At 51.8% G+C, this 16389-nt stretch carries 15 protein-coding genes; 10 read left to right on the top strand and 5 right to left on the bottom strand.

All coding sequences use genetic code 11. From position 1 onward, the window contains the following. The first annotated feature begins 191 nt into the window (after positions 1 to 191). From hemE to ACFORK_RS14195, 10 genes are all read left to right on the top strand, one after another. Complete coding sequence (gene hemE / locus ACFORK_RS14150) at positions 192 to 1244, top strand: uroporphyrinogen decarboxylase (RefSeq protein ID WP_379199886.1); 1053 nt, start codon at positions 192 to 194, stop codon at positions 1242 to 1244. A 47-nt stretch (positions 1245 to 1291) separates the two neighbouring features. Beyond that, the gene (gene hemH, locus ACFORK_RS14155) at positions 1292 to 2248 is read left to right on the top strand and encodes a ferrochelatase (RefSeq protein WP_379199888.1); all 957 of its coding nucleotides are present in this window, start codon (positions 1292 to 1294) and stop codon (positions 2246 to 2248) included. Beyond that, positions 2245 to 3672 (top strand): protoporphyrinogen oxidase, encoded by a 1428-nt coding sequence (gene hemG, locus ACFORK_RS14160; RefSeq protein WP_379199890.1) that lies wholly within the window; start codon positions 2245 to 2247, stop codon positions 3670 to 3672. The genes hemH and hemG overlap by 4 nt, the downstream gene beginning before the upstream one ends. Before the next feature lie 377 nt (positions 3673 to 4049). Next, positions 4050 to 5576 (top strand): CapA family protein, encoded by a 1527-nt coding sequence (locus ACFORK_RS14165; RefSeq protein WP_379199893.1) that lies wholly within the window; start codon positions 4050 to 4052, stop codon positions 5574 to 5576. Between the two features lie 84 nt (positions 5577 to 5660). Beyond that, positions 5661 to 6395: a glycerophosphodiester phosphodiesterase gene (locus ACFORK_RS14170; RefSeq protein WP_379200004.1), complete on the top strand. Its 735-nt coding sequence runs from the start codon at positions 5661 to 5663 to the stop codon at positions 6393 to 6395. Between the two features lie 35 nt (positions 6396 to 6430). Then, complete coding sequence (locus ACFORK_RS14175) at positions 6431 to 7054, top strand: fumarylacetoacetate hydrolase family protein (protein ID WP_379199895.1); 624 nt, start codon at positions 6431 to 6433, stop codon at positions 7052 to 7054. 37 nt (positions 7055 to 7091) lie between these two features. Further along, on the top strand, positions 7092 to 7895 hold the full coding sequence (locus ACFORK_RS14180; protein ID WP_379199897.1) for a DUF92 domain-containing protein: 804 nt from the start codon (positions 7092 to 7094) through the stop codon (positions 7893 to 7895). Positions 7896 to 7919: 24 nt separating this feature from the next. Continuing rightward, positions 7920 to 8522, top strand: a complete 603-nt coding sequence (locus ACFORK_RS14185; RefSeq protein ID WP_379199899.1) for a TetR/AcrR family transcriptional regulator — start codon at positions 7920 to 7922, stop codon at positions 8520 to 8522. A 128-nt stretch (positions 8523 to 8650) separates the two neighbouring features. Continuing rightward, positions 8651 to 10597, top strand: coding sequence for an ABC-F family ATP-binding cassette domain-containing protein (locus ACFORK_RS14190; protein ID WP_379199901.1), 1947 nt, complete (start codon positions 8651 to 8653; stop codon positions 10595 to 10597). 71 nt (positions 10598 to 10668) lie between these two features. Further along, positions 10669 to 11157, top strand: coding sequence for a tetratricopeptide repeat protein (locus tag ACFORK_RS14195; RefSeq protein ID WP_379199903.1), 489 nt, complete (start codon positions 10669 to 10671; stop codon positions 11155 to 11157). A gap of 731 nt (positions 11158 to 11888) precedes the next feature. On the opposite strand, the gene ACFORK_RS14200 is transcribed toward ACFORK_RS14195, so the two are convergent. The 5 genes from ACFORK_RS14200 to ACFORK_RS14220 form a co-directional block, all read right to left on the bottom strand. Beyond that, the gene (locus ACFORK_RS14200) at positions 11889 to 12716 is read right to left on the bottom strand and encodes a hypothetical protein (protein ID WP_379199905.1); all 828 of its coding nucleotides are present in this window, start codon (positions 12714 to 12716) and stop codon (positions 11889 to 11891) included. After that, positions 12700 to 13743 carry a M42 family metallopeptidase gene (locus ACFORK_RS14205; protein WP_379199907.1) on the bottom strand — a complete coding sequence of 348 codons (1044 nt, stop codon included), beginning with the start codon at positions 13741 to 13743 and terminating at the stop codon, positions 12700 to 12702. The genes ACFORK_RS14200 and ACFORK_RS14205 overlap by 17 nt, the downstream gene beginning before the upstream one ends. Before the next feature lie 64 nt (positions 13744 to 13807). Continuing rightward, a complete protein-coding gene (locus tag ACFORK_RS14210) occupies positions 13808 to 14128 on the bottom strand; it encodes a LapA family protein (protein WP_379199909.1) in 321 nt (106 codons plus the stop codon). Positions 14129 to 14213: 85 nt separating this feature from the next. Beyond that, a complete protein-coding gene (gene pepF / locus ACFORK_RS14215; protein WP_379200006.1) occupies positions 14214 to 16004 on the bottom strand; it encodes an oligoendopeptidase F in 1791 nt (596 codons plus the stop codon). Positions 16005 to 16217: 213 nt separating this feature from the next. After that, positions 16218 to 16388 carry a hypothetical protein gene (locus ACFORK_RS14220; RefSeq protein WP_379199911.1) on the bottom strand — a complete coding sequence of 57 codons (171 nt, stop codon included), beginning with the start codon at positions 16386 to 16388 and terminating at the stop codon, positions 16218 to 16220. Position 16389 lies beyond the last annotated feature (1 nt).

The following is a 16389-nucleotide window of genomic DNA, read 5'->3' on the forward strand; positions in this document are numbered from 1 at the left end:
TAAAGTTCACGAAAAATTGACATTCTATCAGTATATCACATAATTCGACATCTTCGGTGCAACACTTGTCATAGTAATGTCATAGGATTGTCATTCTGCAGCGGGTGCGGCGGTTGTTACAACTCTGCAAAAAGGGCATAATAGTTAATATGTGAATTTTAGATTTTATTAAATCTTATGGAGATCTTATCATGACCTACAATGATACTTTTATCCGTGCCTGCAGGAAGCAGGAGACGGAACACGTTCCCGTTTGGTACATGCGGCAGGCCGGTCGGTATGATCCTGACTACCGTAAAATCAAGGAGAAATACTCCCTCTTGGAAATCTGCAGACAGCCGGAGCTGGCGGCAGAAGTGACTATGATGCCTGTGCAGAAGCTGGGCGTAGACGCGGCGATTTTATATTCGGATATTATGAATCCTGTGGCTTCTATCGGGGTGAACTTCGACATTGTCAAAAACATCGGGCCAGTGATCGAGAATCCGATCCGCAGCGCAGCGGATGTGGACAAGCTTAAGCCGATTGACATTGAGGGCGACTTGAGCCACATTTTGGAAACGATCTCTATTTTGGAGAAGGAACTGGATGTGCCGCTGATCACGTTTGCTGGTGCTCCCTTCACAATTGCTAGTTATCTAATTGAAGGCAGACCGTCCAAGAATTACATCCGTACAAAAGAACTGATGTACAGTGAGCCACTAGTATGGGAAAAGCTGATGAACAAGCTGGGCGATATGGTGATCGCTTATTTGCGCAGTCATGTCCGCAGCGGGGGCAAGGCGTTCCAATTGTTTGACAGTTGGGTGGGCTCCTTGGCGCCTCGGGATTTCGAGATCTATGTACTGCCGACGATCCAGCGCATTTTTGCCGAGCTGTCCGATCTGGATGTACCGAAAATTTATTTTCCAGGCGTGAGCTCAGGCGAATTGCTGCCGAGCCTTCAGGGACTTCAAGCCGATGTCATCGGCCTGGATTGGCGCGTAAGTCTGACCGAAGGACGACGCCGACTAGGCGGGAAGTTCGCGGTACAGGGTAACCTTGACCCTTACCTACTAACGGCGCCAATGGAACTGCTGAAGGAGCGGGCTAAAAACCTAATTGATGAAGGCGTGCTGGAGCCAGGATATGTATTCAACCTGGGCCACGGCTTATTCCCTGAGGCTTCACTGGACAAGCTAAGGGAATTAACGGAATACATTCACGAGTATTCGGCGGGTGTATTGGCGGAAGCTGGGAAGTAGCATTCCTGAGCAACTGGACCTAAAATTTACTAAAGGGGATGGAATCCGTGACAACAAAAATTGGTGTTCTGGTCATGTCGTACGGCACTCCTGAAAGCCTAGATAATGTTGAAGCCTACTATACGCATATTCGGCGCGGCAATGTGCCGTCAGCAGAGCAGCTCAAGGAGCTGAAGGATCGCTACGAAGCGATTGTAGGGGGTGTTTTTCCGCTGCGGGAGAACACAGATCGTCAGGTTGAGGCGCTTCAAGCGAAGTTGAATGCGGACAAGGGTGAACAGGACTATGAATTCGTCTGCTATCAAGGATTGAAGCATGCCCGCCCGTATATTGAAGATGGTGTGGAAGCAATGACGAAGGATGGGATTACACAAGCTGTGGGCATTGTGCTGGCACCCCATTACTCGGTGATGAGTGTAGGCACGTATATCAAACGGGCAGAGGCCAAAGCGAAGGAAAGTGGTATCAACATGTCCTTCGTGGAGAGCTACCATATGCATCCCGAACTGATTGATGTATTGAGCCGGAGAGTAACAGCCAAGCTGGATCAGTACGTGGAAGCAGGTGCGGCACGTGACGAAATTCGTGTCCTGTTCAGCGCTCATAGCTTGCCGGAACGCATACTGTCCATGGGGGATCCGTACCGTGACCAGTTGATGGAGACATCGAAGGCTATCGCGGACAAAGCAGGTGTAACTTCATGGCAATTCACATGGCAGAGTGCAGGGCGCACGGCCGAGCCTTGGCTGGGGCCGGATATCCTTGACACATTGCGTGATCTCAGCAAGGAACAGGTGGAATATGTGCTGTCCGCACCGATCGGCTTCGTCTCCGATCATCTGGAGGTGCTGTACGATCTTGATATCGAAGCCACGGCAATTGCCGCTGAGCTGGATATGCGCCTGATGCGTATTGAATCTCTGAACAGCGATCCGGCTTATATGTCTGTGCTAAGCGATGTTGTGCGAAGCCAGGTGGATCAAATGAAGGTGAGTCAGCCATGACCGGCTCCCCCAGGAAGATCGTAATTGTCGGCGGAGGCCTGAGCGGCCTCAGCGCCGCTTTTTACGTGCGGAAATACTATAAAGAAGCTGGTATTACCCCGGACATTACTGTGATAGAGAAAGACAAGACACTTGGTGGCAAGATCGAAACGCTGCACCGCGACGGCTTCGTAATTGAGAAAGGCCCGGATTCCTTCCTGGCCCGCAAGACGGCGATGAGCGACCTGGCGAAGGAGCTGGAGCTTGACCATGAACTGGTCACCACCAATCCCAATGCCAAGAAGACCTACATCTTGCAACGTGGTAAGCTTCATCCAATGCCGGCGGGTCTGGTGCTCGGTATTCCTACAGAGATTGGACCGTTTCTGAAAAGCGGGCTCGTATCTTTCGGCGGCAAGGCTCGGGCGATGCTGGACTTTATGCTCCCGCCGCGGCGTAGCAAGGAAGATGAATCGCTTGGTTCACTGATTGAGCGCCGTCTTGGCACAGAGGTGCTGGAGAATATGACCGAGCCTTTGCTGGCAGGAATCTATGCCGGAGATATGCGGAAAATCAGTCTCCAGGCGACGTTCCCGCAGTTCGGTGAGGTGGAACGTCAGTACGGCAGTCTGATCCGTGGGATGATTACCGGGCGCAAACCAGCCGAGACACATACAGGAACCAAGAAGAGTGCGTTCCTGACCTTCACCAAAGGGCTGCAAAGCCTGGTACATGGCCTGATTCATGAGTTGCATGATGTGGAGCAGCGCACGGAAGTTTCAGCGGCCTCCATTAAAGTTCATAAGGGGTCTGATCGGGCTCACCGTTATGAAATCGTACTGGATAACGGTGAGAGCCTGCAGGCGGATGATATATATGTGACGACACAAAATTTCGCTGCGGCAGAATTACTGCGTCCGCATGTCGATGTATCAGCACTGGATGCCGTAAACTATGTATCTGTTGCAAATGTGGTCATGGCATTCAATAAGGAAGATACCGTCGGCGAGTATGATGGCTCAGGCTTTCTTGTCCCTCGCAAGGAAGGTCGTAACATTACGGCTTGCACCTGGACCTCTTCAAAATGGCTGCATACCAGCCCTGATGACAAGGTTCTGCTGCGGTGCTACGTAGGACGTTCCGGAGATGAACAGAATGTGGAGCTTCCCGATGATGCTTTGGAAGGACTGGTGCGCAAGGATCTGCGCGAGATCATGGGCATTACCGCGAAACCTCTGTTTACGGAAATCACCCGTCTACGGCATTCCATGCCACAGTACCCGGTAGGCCATCCGGCTGCGATCGCCCGGCTCCGCAGTGATATGGCCGAGACGTTACCCGGGATTTACGCGTTCGGCGCAGGATATGATGGTATTGGCATGCCGGACTGTATCAAGCAGGCTAAGCTTATAGCCGAAGCCGCTGCGGGTGCTTTGAAGAAATGATTGGTTTGCCTGCCCAAGTAACAGCATTTTTGTATCTTATTTTCAAAAAAACGCTTAGTGGGTTATTGTGGAATATTCAAGGTACATTATTGTTCTAAATTTCCATCAACCCCTAGTAGCAGGGTGTTTAAGGTACAAAAATGTCGTTAATCAAACTTCGTAAATTGTTGGTATAACCTATATAGAATTTGGGAACGGTGAGGCGTACTTCTAACGCCTCACCGTTTTTTTGAACATTAATTAAGGCCCTATCTAAAAATCAGAGGTGAACATTAACGGGCGTTTAATTGGAGGAGCAATTCTACCATTTGCGGGGACAAGCCCGTGATATGATATAATAGAAACAATTTTAATCACAAAGGAGAACCATTGTACCCATGTATTCGCCGCGATCAAGCGCCAGACGCAAGGATAAACCGAACAGACGTCGTCGCAGAACCGTTTGGGCTTGGATTAATGTAAGTTTACTATTGATGATCACCGCCGCATTGACTTATGGTTTTACCAGCGAAAATGGTTATAGATCTTCCTATCCGCCTCCAGTGGCGCAGGCTACCGACTTGCCCTCCCCGGACCAGGCGGAGCAGGAGAGTGACCCACCCACCTCGGCGACCAACGAAGACGAAGTGGCAGTCACACCTGAAATAACGCCAACCCCCGAAGTAACGCCGACACCTGAAGCGACGGCAACACCTAAGGTAACGGCAACAGTGGCACCAACGGAGACCCCGATACCAAGCAACATCCCGGGAGACGGTGGAGGTGCTAAGAATAACCCAGGTACGAATGGAGAGCAGAATTCCGCAGGGAACAGTTCGGATAATACCTCTCCCACTGACACCGGAGGAAAGAACGGGACGGGTAGTAAGAGCCCCTCTGACAGCAAGACTGGAGATGTGCAGGGTAAAGACGGTAATTTTATCGCAGGACTGCCTGAAGGTCTGGCAGGGGAACGCACGGTTAAGCTGAGCTTTGCCGGAGATGTTATCTTCTCTGGAAAAGCGGGTGAACTGCTCAAGCAGAAAGGCTATGATTATTCGTATTCCGCGCTTGGCGGCATGTTCAAAAAAGATGATCTAACTGTGGTGAACCTTGAGACGCCGATCACGACCCGGGGAGTTGGCGCGCAGAATAAACAATTTGTGTTCAAGGGTGCGCCCGAGGCACTGGATGCTTTGAAGGCAGCTGGCATTGATGCTGTGAATCTGGCTAATAACCATACCTTGGATCAGGGACAGGAGGGCCTTAAAGACACACTGGCTCACCTGGATAAGAGAGGTATTCCACATGTCGGTGCAGGCCTCAATAGTAACGAAGCTTATAGCGCGCAATATTTTGAACGAAATGGAATCAAGATCGCGCTGCTCGGATTCACCCGAGTGATGCCAGTCATGAATTGGAAGGCGGGGCCGAGCACTCCGGGTGTCGCCTCCGTTTATGATAGTGCTGAGGGACTTCAAGCGATTGCCGCAGCCAAGAAGAAGGCAGATCTGGTGATTGTAGTTGTGCACTGGGGCAAGGAACGGGTGGATCAATACGACAGTGTTCAGCAGACGCTGGGCCGGAGCTTTATAGATGCAGGGGCGGATCTCGTCATTGGCGGGCATCCCCATGTGCTGCAGGGTATAGAGCCCTACAAAGGCAAATGGATCGCCTATAGTACGGGGAATTTCATTTTTACCAAAGGCTCCATTCCCACGACGTGGGAGACAGCGGTTTTTCAAGCCGAGTGTAATATCAAAGGGCAATGCTCGATGAAACTCAAACCGATGGACGCCGAGCTGGCCCGCCCTGTTCCAATGAATGATGTGGCTGGGGGAATTCTCTTGAAGCGGGTCGAGTCTTTGTCTTCCGGTCTTGTGCGGATTGATGCTAACGGTAATGTGACTCAGAAGAGAAAATAAATATTAAGCGTATAACTGAATAGATGCATAGAGAGCAGCCATGGGCAGGCTGTGAGCGGGCTAGGAGGGACCTTATACCTTATGATGAAGAACCCTTGTGTGGCGCACCGGGGATTTTCCGGCAAGGCACCGGAGAATACGCTGGCCGCCGTTCGTATGGCGCTTGAGCTTCCCTTTGTGCGCTGGATGGAGATCGATGTCCAGCTTTCACGGGACGGCGTGCCAGTGGTCATTCATGATTATACCCTGGACCGGACCACCAACGGTCACGGCAAGGTGAGGGAGATGACCTGGGAGAGTATTCGGCGGCTGGATGCTGGCGGCTGGAAAGGAAGGGCTTTTCGTGGTGAGAAGGTCCCTTCGCTCGATGAAGTGCTGACGCTGGTATCAGGCAAGATACACCTCAATATTGAGCTTAAAACCGTCAACGATTTGTACCCCGGTCTTGAGCAGGCGGTCATCGATCTGGTCAACGCCCGCAATATGCGGGATAAAGTTGTCCTGACTTCATTTGATCATGGGTCACTGCAGAGGATCAAGGCGCTGGACCCCCGTTTCAGCACAGGGCTGATCTATGATTCCAGGTCGGGTGACCCGGCTGCAAGGACGCAGGAGCTGCAATGTTCTTTCCTTTCGATCCGCTTTTCACGACTGAATCCACATATGGCCGGTCTGCTGGCAGAGCAAGGCATCAAGGTGATGGCCTGGACAGTGAATAAAGCACGGGACATGCGTCGCTTGGCGGCCATGCATTCTGATATAATGATTTGTACGAACCGTCCTGATCTATGGGGCGATACGTTTCTTGAAAGACAATAACTTTTATAATCGACGAGAAAGAGAGCTGACTATCTATGTGCGCGGCTATAAATAATCTGTATTGTGTTGGACGTAATTACCTGCTGCATGCAGAGGAACTGGGCAACAAGGTCCCGGCTGAGCCGCTGATCTTCCTGAAGCCCTCTCATGCGGCAGTTCCTCTTGATAGAGCTGTCATCGAACTTCCGAAGGATGCCGGACAGGTACATTTTGAAGGTGAGCTTGTCCTGCGCATCGCGCGTGACTATGTACCGGGAATGAGTGTGGAGGAACTGGTGGATGTGATGGCATTGGGACTGGACTTCACGCTACGTGATGTGCAGAGTGACCTGAAGCAGAAAGGTCTGCCTTGGACCGCAGCCAAGGGGTTCAAGAATTCGGCTCCGTTGACCCCGTATATTGCTTTTCCCGAGAAGGAGGAGCTGGAGAACACGGATTTTGTGATTTTGAAAAATAGTGTGGAAGTACAGCGCGGCAACGTGAAGGACATGATCTTCTCCCTTCAGAGAATCGTTGACTTTATTGCCGCCCGTTATGGGTTAGGTAAAAATGATCTTATCTTCACCGGAACTCCTGCGGGTGTAGGACCCGCGGTTACTGGTGATTCCTTCGAATTATACTGGGGGGAAAGGCTGCTCGGTACTTGCCTGATCGGCTAGTACGAGAAGCAACCCTATCGTGGCAGGAGTTGAAATCATGCAGCTTATAATCGGTGCCTGTGGCGCTCTGCTTGTCGCCGGAGCCGCTTATTGGAGACAGTCGCTGAGCCTCTCGGGTATGCTGGCGGCAGTGCTGATGGGTACGATTTATTTTGGAGCGGGCAACGCCTTCTGGTTTGGTATTCTGCTGTTGTTTTTCATTACCTCAAGCCTGCTGTCCAAGCTTAAGCATGACAACAAGGCCGAACTGGAAGAGACCTACGCCAAGACGGGACGCCGCGATGCCGGGCAGGTATTCGCCAATGGCGGGATCGGCATGCTGGTTGTGCTGCTAAACGCCTTGTACCCGCTGGAGCTGTGGAGCTTCCTGTTCATCGGCGTCATGGCTACCGTGACATCGGATACTTGGGCTACAGAGATCGGTACACTCAGCAAAAAGCAGCCACGTTCCGTGCTTACGGGCAAAGTGCTGCCTGCGGGTGCCTCTGGCGGAGTGTCGCTTCTGGGAACACTGGCGGCTGCTGCCGGGGGTGTCCTGATCGGCGTCGGCTCATGGCTGCTTCAGAAGAGTGCCGGAATGGCGGATCAAGCCTTCTGGACGCTGGTGCTAGCCGGGCTGCTGGGTGGACTCGCAGGTGCTTTTGCCGACTCGTTGCTCGGTGCAACCGTACAGCAGATGAATCGCTGCACAGTCTGTGGTCGTGAGGTAGAGAGTCCGCAGCACTGCGGTACTCCTGCTGTGCACGCTCGTGGCTGGCGCTGGATGACCAATGACGCTGTCAATGCCATCAGCTCGGCGGTCGGCGGGCTCGTGGCACTGCTGGTTGGACTAGCCTGGTGAAATACACAGTAGGGGGTGGACTGCATGGGCAGCGCATCCAATGATAAACATACGTCCATTCTCGATGCTGCTTACGAACTTTTCGGCTCAGCCGGTTTCTACGAAACGAAGATGTCGCAGATAGCGGAGCAGGCGGGGATTGCCAAAGGGACGATATATCTGTATTTCAAGAACAAGGAAGAGCTCTTCATGGCCGTTACGCAGCGTGACTGCGCAGGCTTTCTGGAGCAACTGGAAGAGAAGCTGGACGCCGAGAACAGCCTGACCGGCAAGCTGGCGGTTATAGCGGATCATCACTTGTTCTATTATTACGATCGCAAGCAGCACACGAAGTTATTCTTTTTGGCGCCTAATAATAACCCGGAGCTCGTAACGTACATGGCTCAATTTATGGAGCAGTACATGCAGGCAGTAATGAAGGTGCTGCTAGAAGGCGGGGCCATAGAGCCGGAGTTAATGGCGCAGTCCTATATCGGCATGCTGGACAGGCTGAAGATGGACATCCTGTTTCAACCGGATTTCACAGCTGACGATGCCCGCAAGCGGGCGCATTTTGCCGCGGGTTTGTTCATTAACGGGGCGATGGACACCCTACATATGCCGGAAGCGGAACGGCCGCCAGGCTGAGATACGTTAAGGACTGTAACGGCTGGAAAACATCGAGGTATCAGAAGATAAGGCCGTCCGGTCACCGGGCGGTTTTCTCCAGATTTCAATCAGCTTCAAATATAAACTAAGGCAAGCGAGGATAAAGCATGAATATTATGACCGTGGAGCATCTCTCCAAAAGCTATGGCGAAAAAACTCTGTTCAAAGACGCCTCATTCGGGATGGATGACAGAGATAAGATCGGTATTGTCGGCGTGAACGGTACGGGAAAATCGACCTTTCTGCGTATCATCGCCGGTCTGGATACACCGGATGAAGGACAAATTGCTATCGGTAACGATGTGCGGGTACAGTATTTGGCTCAAAATCCCCCTTATGAGCCAGGCAATACAGTTCTCCAGCAGGTCTTTGCCGGAGAGGACCCGGCGCTCCTTGCGACCCGCGAGTATATGGATGTAGTGGCGCAATTGGAGGTCAATCCTGGCAATACCGCGCTAGAGAGCAAGTTAGCCAAATTGGGCCAAGCTATTGACGCTGCGGATGCTTGGCATCTTGAAAGTGAAGCTAAGAGTGTCCTGACAAAACTTGGCATCACCCGCTTCGATGCGCTTATGGAGAATCTGTCCGGCGGACAGCGCAAGCGTGTGGCCCTTGCTGCGGCGCTAATCACGCCGTCAGAGCTGCTCATTCTGGATGAGCCGACCAACCATATCGATACGGACTCTGTGGCCTGGCTGGAGCAGTATCTGCAGAAACGGCGCGGAGCACTGCTCATGATTACGCATGACCGGTACTTCCTGGACCGGGTAGCCAGCGTCATGCTGGAGCTGGATGGTGGACGACTATTCCGCTATGAAGCGAATTACTCCCGCTTCCTGGAGCTGAAGGCTGATCGTGAAGAGCGTGAGGCGTCGGAGGAGCAGAAACGTAAAAATCTACTGCGTACAGAGCTGGCCTGGATTCGCCGCGGAGCGAAGGCGCGTACTACGAAGCAGAAGGCCAGAATTGACCGCTTCGAGAAGCTCAAGGAAGCTACTGGAAATGCATCAAGTAGTACACTTGACCTGTCCGTAGCTTCGACCCGACTGGGGCGTAAAATCATTGAAATTCAAGAGCTGTCCAAATCACTGGACGGACGGCAGCTGATTAGCGATTTGACTTATATCGCTGTACCACAGGATCGGGTGGGGATTGTCGGGCCGAACGGCAGCGGCAAGTCCACGCTGCTGAACCTGATCGCCGGGAAATTACAGCCGGACAGCGGTGAAGTTCAATTGGGCGCTACAGTGAAGCTCGGCTATTTCACCCAAGAGCATCAGGATATGGATCCCAGCCTACGAGCTATCGAGTATGTGAAGGAAGAGGCCGAAGTGGTCCGCACAGCAGACGGCAGCGTCATTACAGCCTCGCAGATGATGGAACGCTTCCTGTTCCCTCCGGCAGCGCAGTGGACGCCGATCTCCAAGCTGTCCGGTGGAGAGAAGAGACGCCTATATCTTCTCCGCGTCTTGATGGGAGCTCCGAATGTGCTGCTGCTAGACGAGCCGACCAATGATCTCGATATTGGTACACTGGCGGTTCTGGAAGATTATCTGGATGAATTCCCAGGTGTTGTCTTCACAGTATCCCATGACCGTTACTTCCTGGACCGGACTATCGACAAACTGATCGCTTTTGAGAATGGCAAGATCCGAATTCATGTCGGTGACTATAGTGAGTATGAAGAGTGGCTGGCCAAGAATATTGCTCCGGGCAGTGGGACAGGGAGCAAAGGCGATACTGCTGCCGGTGGTGCCAAACGCAGTGCACCGCAAGCATCCGCAGCAGATACCCCAGCACCGCCTCAAGCCAAGGAGAAACTTAAATTCACCTTCAAGGAGCAACGTGAGTTTGAAGGTATTGACGAGCAGATTGAGCTGGCAGAGCAGCACTTGGCTGACATCAGTGTGAAGATGGAAGCGGCGTTTGCTGACTCCGTGCTTCTGCAAGAGTTGGTGGAAAAGCAACGCCAGGGTGAAGCCGAATTGGAGCGTCTAATGGAACGCTGGACTTACCTCAACGAGCTGGCAGAGAAGATTGCCGGCAAAGCTTAACGTTGCAAGCAAAGCTTAATATGTAAGCTTCATCCTATAACAGGCCATGTAATTTGAAAGGATGAGGGCTAGTGGTAGAGGGGATCATAGAAGCCGCTGTGGCCCTCAGGGGTTCCGGGCAGGCAGAGCAGGCTAGGACGCTGCTGTTAGAGCAGCTTGAAGGCCACCCGCAGCATGCCAGGCTGCATTATCAGCTGGCCTGGACACACGATGTGCTGGGCCTGGAACGGGCGGCAGTGCCTTATTACGAGACAAGCCTGGCGCTTGGCCTCCCGCCAGAGGATCAGGCGGGTGCGCTGCTTGGGCTGGGAAGCACCTACAGAACGCTCGGCGAATACGAGCGTGCCAAGGCCATTTTGGCCCAAGGTATGGCCGAATTCCCGGATCGTCGGGAGTTCCCGGTATTCTACGCGATGGCGCTGCATAATCTGGGGGCACATAGCGATGCGATGCGTATTCTGCTGGAACAGCTCGCGGCCACCTCGGTTGACGAAGGAATCCGCAGCTACAGTAAGGCTATTGCCTTTTATGCCGATAAGCTGGAACAAACCTGGGATTGAGAATTCGAAGACTAGTGAATTTGAATACAAGTGAATTCGAGACTCTAGTTTCCGTAGACTAGAGAATCCGAGGATAAAATTAGTACACAGCATAAAGAAGCTGACGCCGGTGACGGACGTCAGCTTCTTTGGTTTACTTGAAGGTTCTCATTCAGTGAGGAGGCTCCGCGGTGCTTTTTTTAACTTTTTAATCGAATGATGTGAAAGGTGGATTCACACAGAAAAGCAGGCGTTATTCTTCGAAGTCAGGGTTTTAGGACGCAAACCTCCCATTCCCTTCACCAGTCGTTTTAACAGTGAAAAAGAGGGTCGGTCTCCCCAAGTAACGGCATTTTTGCACCTTATTTTTATAAAAAAGAGGAAAATTAGGAAAATAAGAGCATTATCGTAGCTTATTTTCCGAAAAAGCACGCTGAACGGGGTGTTCTGGAAGATTTAAGGTACCATATTGCACTTAATTCTCGCTAACCCCTAGTTGCAGAGTATTTAGGGTACAAAAATGCTGTTAATTTCACTTCGGGAATCCTTATGACGTGTGTGTATCCATATGGAGAGTGGCGTTGTCTTGTTGAATCCTTATTAGAGACTCTTCTTTTCTCGGCCATGTTTGTTCTTTAAATGTGTTCTTTAAAATGTGCTCTTTAAAATGTGCTCTTTAGATACGTTCTTCAGATACGCTCATAAAATCTACTCTTGAAATACACCCGTTAAACCTATTCTACATAGATTCCCTATTCTCGTGATACGGCGATCATTTGCACGACCTGACGTTGATCACCAGTCAAGACGGCCTCGTCGGCATTCATCTGTGATGAGCCGTCCCCGTCGAGAAAGATGCCTTCCCGGCCTTCGCCCGGTACGCTCTCCAGGATAGCTACCCGGAACTCCTCGGCCGTACAGAGAGTCGGGGTAACGATCAGCCACAACCCTCCGGCTTTGTTATAGACCATGCCCGAGCGCATCCGCTGTTCATCGGCATACGGCAAATGTTCGTTTTCCGCCGTCACCGCCCAAAGGTCGTCATGCTCCAGATTCATACTGATGCCGCCCTGGGCAAAATAATGATTGCGGTCGCTGACCACCAGTTCATCGCCAGTGGATACCACCTGGACTGAGAACTGGCGCTTCGCGCCGTCCCAGACCAAGGTACCACGGGCATACTTGGCATTGAACCAGCCCGAGCCGTAAGCATGTCTGGCACCGCTGACTGGATTATCATTCATAATGGCAATCGATAACAGATCTTTGCCATAGAAGAACCCGCCGTTGATTCCATAGGCGGCAATCTGCCGCAGTGGCACGCCAGCGGTACGGAGAATTACACGATCAGGGGAGAGGGACATCATGTGCAAAGCTACCTTGCCTGAACTTTCGGTCTCCCGGTACGAGTAGGAGTGCGGGAGGCCGTTAAAGACCTCTCGTTTCTCCTCTTTGACTAGGAAGATCCAGGTGATAGCTATCAGAGCAAGCGTTAATGTAAGGACGGTAATAAACAGCCGGGGTCGACGTTTCCATAACCGTTCCTCACGGACGACAAGGTTCTCAGTTGGCTCCGACATAAGCAGCAAGAAGCTTCGTCGTATTCAAGACAGCCTGCTTATGTGTACGTTCCATGGAGTGAGAAGCATGTACGCCCGGACCGATCAGGGCTGCACGGATATTGTTGCCGCCTCTCAATGCGGCGGAGGCGTCAGAGCCATACATCGGGTAGATGTCTACGGCATAAGGGATCTCCAGCGCTTGTGACAGCTCGATCAAGCGCCCGGTCATAGCATAATCGTAAGGGCCGGACGAATCCTTGGCACAGATGGAGACATCCGTCTCCTTGCAGCTCAGGTCATCGCCCATGGCGCCCATATCTACAGCGATCATCTCGTTGATCTCGCCAGGGATCCATGAGGCACCGTGACCGACCTCTTCATAATTGGAGATCAAGAGGGAGAGATTATGCAGGGGCTTCCAGCCCTCGCGTTTGATGCTTTCCAGCAGGCCAAACAGCGCGGCTACGCTGGCTTTGTCATCGAGGTGACGGGACTTGATATAACCGCTAGGCGTAATCACCGCACGGGCATCAAAGGAAATAAAATCCCCCACGGAGATGCCGAGCTTAAGCACATCGTCCTTGGAAGAGACCAGTTCGTCAATCCGGACCTCCATGTTCTCTTCCTGGCGTTTGAAGTCGCGCGCATCGGCATAGACGTGGACGGAAGGGTGGCTCGTCAAGATCGTGCCCGTATAGGTCTTGCCGCTGCGGGTGTGAATAATACAGTATTCATTCTCGATACTACTCATGGTAAAGCCGCCTACGGAAGTCAGGCGCAGGGTACCGTTGGCTTTAATGGAACGGACCATCGCGCCAAGGGTGTCCACATGGGCGCTGATGCCTACCGTACGGGAAGGATCGAGGCCCGGGACGGTCAACACCACGCCGCCTTTCTCGTTCCAGGACAACGGGATATCCAGCGCAGCTGCCTCTTCGGCTACAAGGTTCATAACCTCAGCGGTGAAACCGCTAGGGCTGGGAGTGTCGAGTAATTTTTTCAGAAAGGATAGAATGTATTCTTCATTAGGTTGAATTGTAAGCATGGATTAAAGCCTCCTGTTCATGGAAAATAGGGCCCCGGCTGAAGCCGATACCCCTATGTATGTATTACAACTTAGTAGCACTGTCTGTTGACAGGCTCTCATCGTTTAGCGAAAAGCCGTCCAGTGATGTGCTACTCTCACGCAGCTTGGCCAATTCGGCGGTCAACTGTTTGATCTGCTTCTGCAGTTTGTACTGGCGGAAAATGCCGTAGGACCCGACGATAATCCCGCCGATCAGGGCGCAGCCCAGAATGACAAGGATCAGTGGCATGCTGACAACAGTGAAGAAGAAATTGACCTGTACCGGATCGACATTAATCACCGCAAAAACTGCGGTAAGCAGCGCGAAGATCAGACCCGCGATCAGTGACCATTGTAATTTCATGAGGGTGTTCCTCCTTAAAGGGTTACAGTATAAATCCCCTGCCCGCGACCGGACAAGGGATTAACTTTATACTAAACGTTCTTTTTTACTTGGTCAACTGTTCCATCTGCTCGATCACGCTTTCGAATACGCTCATAGCTTCACGGATCGGTGCAGGGGAGGACATGTCAACTCCGGCTTTGGACAGAATGTTGATAGAGTAATCGCTGCCCCCGCTCTTCAGGAAGCCGAGGTAACGATCCACCGCCGGTTTGCCCTCTTCGAGGATCTGCTTTGCAAAGCTGGTGGCTGCCGAGAAGCCTGTGGCATATTTGTACACATAGAAGCTGTTGTAGAAATGGGGAATACGGGCCCATTCCATCTCGATATCCTTGTCAACAACCATGTCCTTGCCATAGTATTTCACGTTCAGGTCATAGTAGATGGCGGACAGATCCTGCGGAGTCAGGGACTCGCCGGCCTCAGCACGCTCATGCACAATCTTCTCGAATTCGGCGAACATCGTCTGTCGGAATACGGTCGTACGGAACTGGTCGGCATAATAGGTGAGCAGGTACATTTTTTCCTTCGGATCGGTGGACTTATGAAGCAAATAATCCATCAGCAGCGCTTCGTTGGTAGTGGAAGCAACCTCCGCCAGGAAAATCGTGTACTGTGCATCACGATACTTCAGCGCATTGTCCGAATAGTAGGAATGAAGGGCGTGACCCATCTCATGCGCCAGCGTGAACATACTGTTCAGGTTGTCGTTATGGTTCAGCAGCACGTAAGGGTGAGTGCCGTAAGCTCCCCAGCTGTATGCACCTGTACGTTTGTTCTCATTCTCATAGACATCGATCCAGCCATTGTCATAGCCTTCCTGCAGCACCTTCAGATAGTCCTCGCCGAGCGGCTTAAGGCCTTCCTTAGTGATCTTCTTAGCTTCATCGAAGGTGATGTCCAGCTTGTATTCGTCCACGAGCGGAGCGAACAGATCATACATATGTAGCTCGTCAACCCCAAGCAGCTTCTGGCGCAGCTTCATATAGCGGTGCATCAGCGGCAGGCTCTCATGGATTGTATCGATCAGGTTGGTGTATACCTCTTTTTGGATATTATCTCCGTAGAGCGACATTTCCAGTACTGAAGGATATTTGCGCACGCGGGAGTAGAACACATTCTTGTTCACATTGGCACTCAGCGTGGCTGCAATTGTATTCTTCTGTTTGGCGTAAGTCTCATACACGGCTTTAAAAGCATTTTTGCGAACCTCACGGTCCGGGCTTTCCAAGAACTTAATGTAGCTGCCATGCGTTAGTTCTACTTCCTTGCCGGTCTCGTCCTTAATCTTCGGGAACTTAAGATCGGCGTTGTTCAGCATACCAAAAATGTTCTGCGGTGCCTGGGACAGGTTCCCCACTTGGGCCAGCAGTGCCTCCTCGGCTTTGCTGAGAATATGCGCTTTCTGGCGCTTCATCTCCGTGAGTGTGAAGGTGTAATCAGACAACTCGGAATCAGCGATGAACTGATCGAGCTTCTCGACTGGCAAGGCTAGAATTTCCGGTGTGATAAAAGAAAGTGCCTCTCCGGCTTCTACGCTAAGCTTCTTTGCTTTTTGGGAAAGGGCTTGATAGACCGGATCTGCTGTGTCTTCATCCTGACGCATATGTGCATAGACATAGAGCCGTTCAGTGAGTAAGGAGACCTTGTCATCCAGTTCGAAGCAGTCCTTCAGTGCTCCGGCAGTGCCCAGCTTGCCCTGAAAGTCGGCAGCCTTTTTAAGGAGATCTTTGGTTTCAGTGTAAGCGTCATCCCAATCTTTCTGCGAAGCAAACATATCTTCAAGCTTCCAGCGGTTCTCCGCAGGCACTTCACTTCTTTTTGGTAATTGTTCCATGGAAATCCTCCTCGAATGATGGGATGATGCAGGTGTTGATTCCTGCGGCAGCATGGCGGATGATAGATCACCCGGCACAATAGAGAGCGCAAGCAGTAACGAGAGCGTATGGGGCCATACAGGCAAGGGCGGAAGCCTCCTTATAATAAAAGGTGTTCCTAATATGCCCTGCCGGACCATGATTATGTAATCTCCGCGTCGCTTATGCGCAGGTTATGCTAGAAAGCTGTAAACAATGAAGACAAAAGCTAGAAGAATCATAATGGCGGCTGTCAGGGCCATCCCCCGCTTCAATCGTTGCGGGATCCGGTCCCTGGACATAATCAGCACGGCACCGAGACATAGAACAACGATTGTATAAATCGTGAGATTCTCTGTGTTCATC

This window comes from Paenibacillus sp. GCM10012306, assembly GCF_042649265.1.
GTDB lineage: Bacteria > Bacillota > Bacilli > Paenibacillales > Paenibacillaceae > Paenibacillus_AQ.

Excerpts from the sequence above, each read along its gene's own strand:
- ACFORK_RS14200 (WP_379199905.1), bottom strand. The coding sequence starts at position 12,716 with ATGTCGGAGCCAACTGAGAACCTTGTCGTCCGTGAGGAACGGTTATGG.
- ACFORK_RS14165 (WP_379199893.1), top strand. The coding sequence starts at position 4,050 with ATGTATTCGCCGCGATCAAGCGCCAGACGCAAGGATAAACCGAACAGA.
- ACFORK_RS14170 (WP_379200004.1), top strand. The coding sequence starts at position 5,661 with ATGAAGAACCCTTGTGTGGCGCACCGGGGATTTTCCGGCAAGGCACCG.
- ACFORK_RS14220 (WP_379199911.1), bottom strand. The coding sequence starts at position 16,388 with ATGAACACAGAGAATCTCACGATTTATACAATCGTTGTTCTATGTCTC.
- hemE (WP_379199886.1), top strand. The coding sequence starts at position 192 with ATGACCTACAATGATACTTTTATCCGTGCCTGCAGGAAGCAGGAGACG.
- ACFORK_RS14185 (WP_379199899.1), top strand. The coding sequence starts at position 7,920 with ATGGGCAGCGCATCCAATGATAAACATACGTCCATTCTCGATGCTGCT.
- hemG (WP_379199890.1), top strand. The coding sequence starts at position 2,245 with ATGACCGGCTCCCCCAGGAAGATCGTAATTGTCGGCGGAGGCCTGAGC.
- ACFORK_RS14190 (WP_379199901.1), top strand. The coding sequence starts at position 8,651 with ATGAATATTATGACCGTGGAGCATCTCTCCAAAAGCTATGGCGAAAAA.
- pepF (WP_379200006.1), bottom strand. The coding sequence starts at position 16,004 with ATGGAACAATTACCAAAAAGAAGTGAAGTGCCTGCGGAGAACCGCTGG.
- ACFORK_RS14210 (WP_379199909.1), bottom strand. The coding sequence starts at position 14,128 with ATGAAATTACAATGGTCACTGATCGCGGGTCTGATCTTCGCGCTGCTT.
- ACFORK_RS14175 (WP_379199895.1), top strand. The coding sequence starts at position 6,431 with ATGTGCGCGGCTATAAATAATCTGTATTGTGTTGGACGTAATTACCTG.
- ACFORK_RS14205 (WP_379199907.1), bottom strand. The coding sequence starts at position 13,743 with ATGCTTACAATTCAACCTAATGAAGAATACATTCTATCCTTTCTGAAA.
- ACFORK_RS14180 (WP_379199897.1), top strand. The coding sequence starts at position 7,092 with ATGCAGCTTATAATCGGTGCCTGTGGCGCTCTGCTTGTCGCCGGAGCC.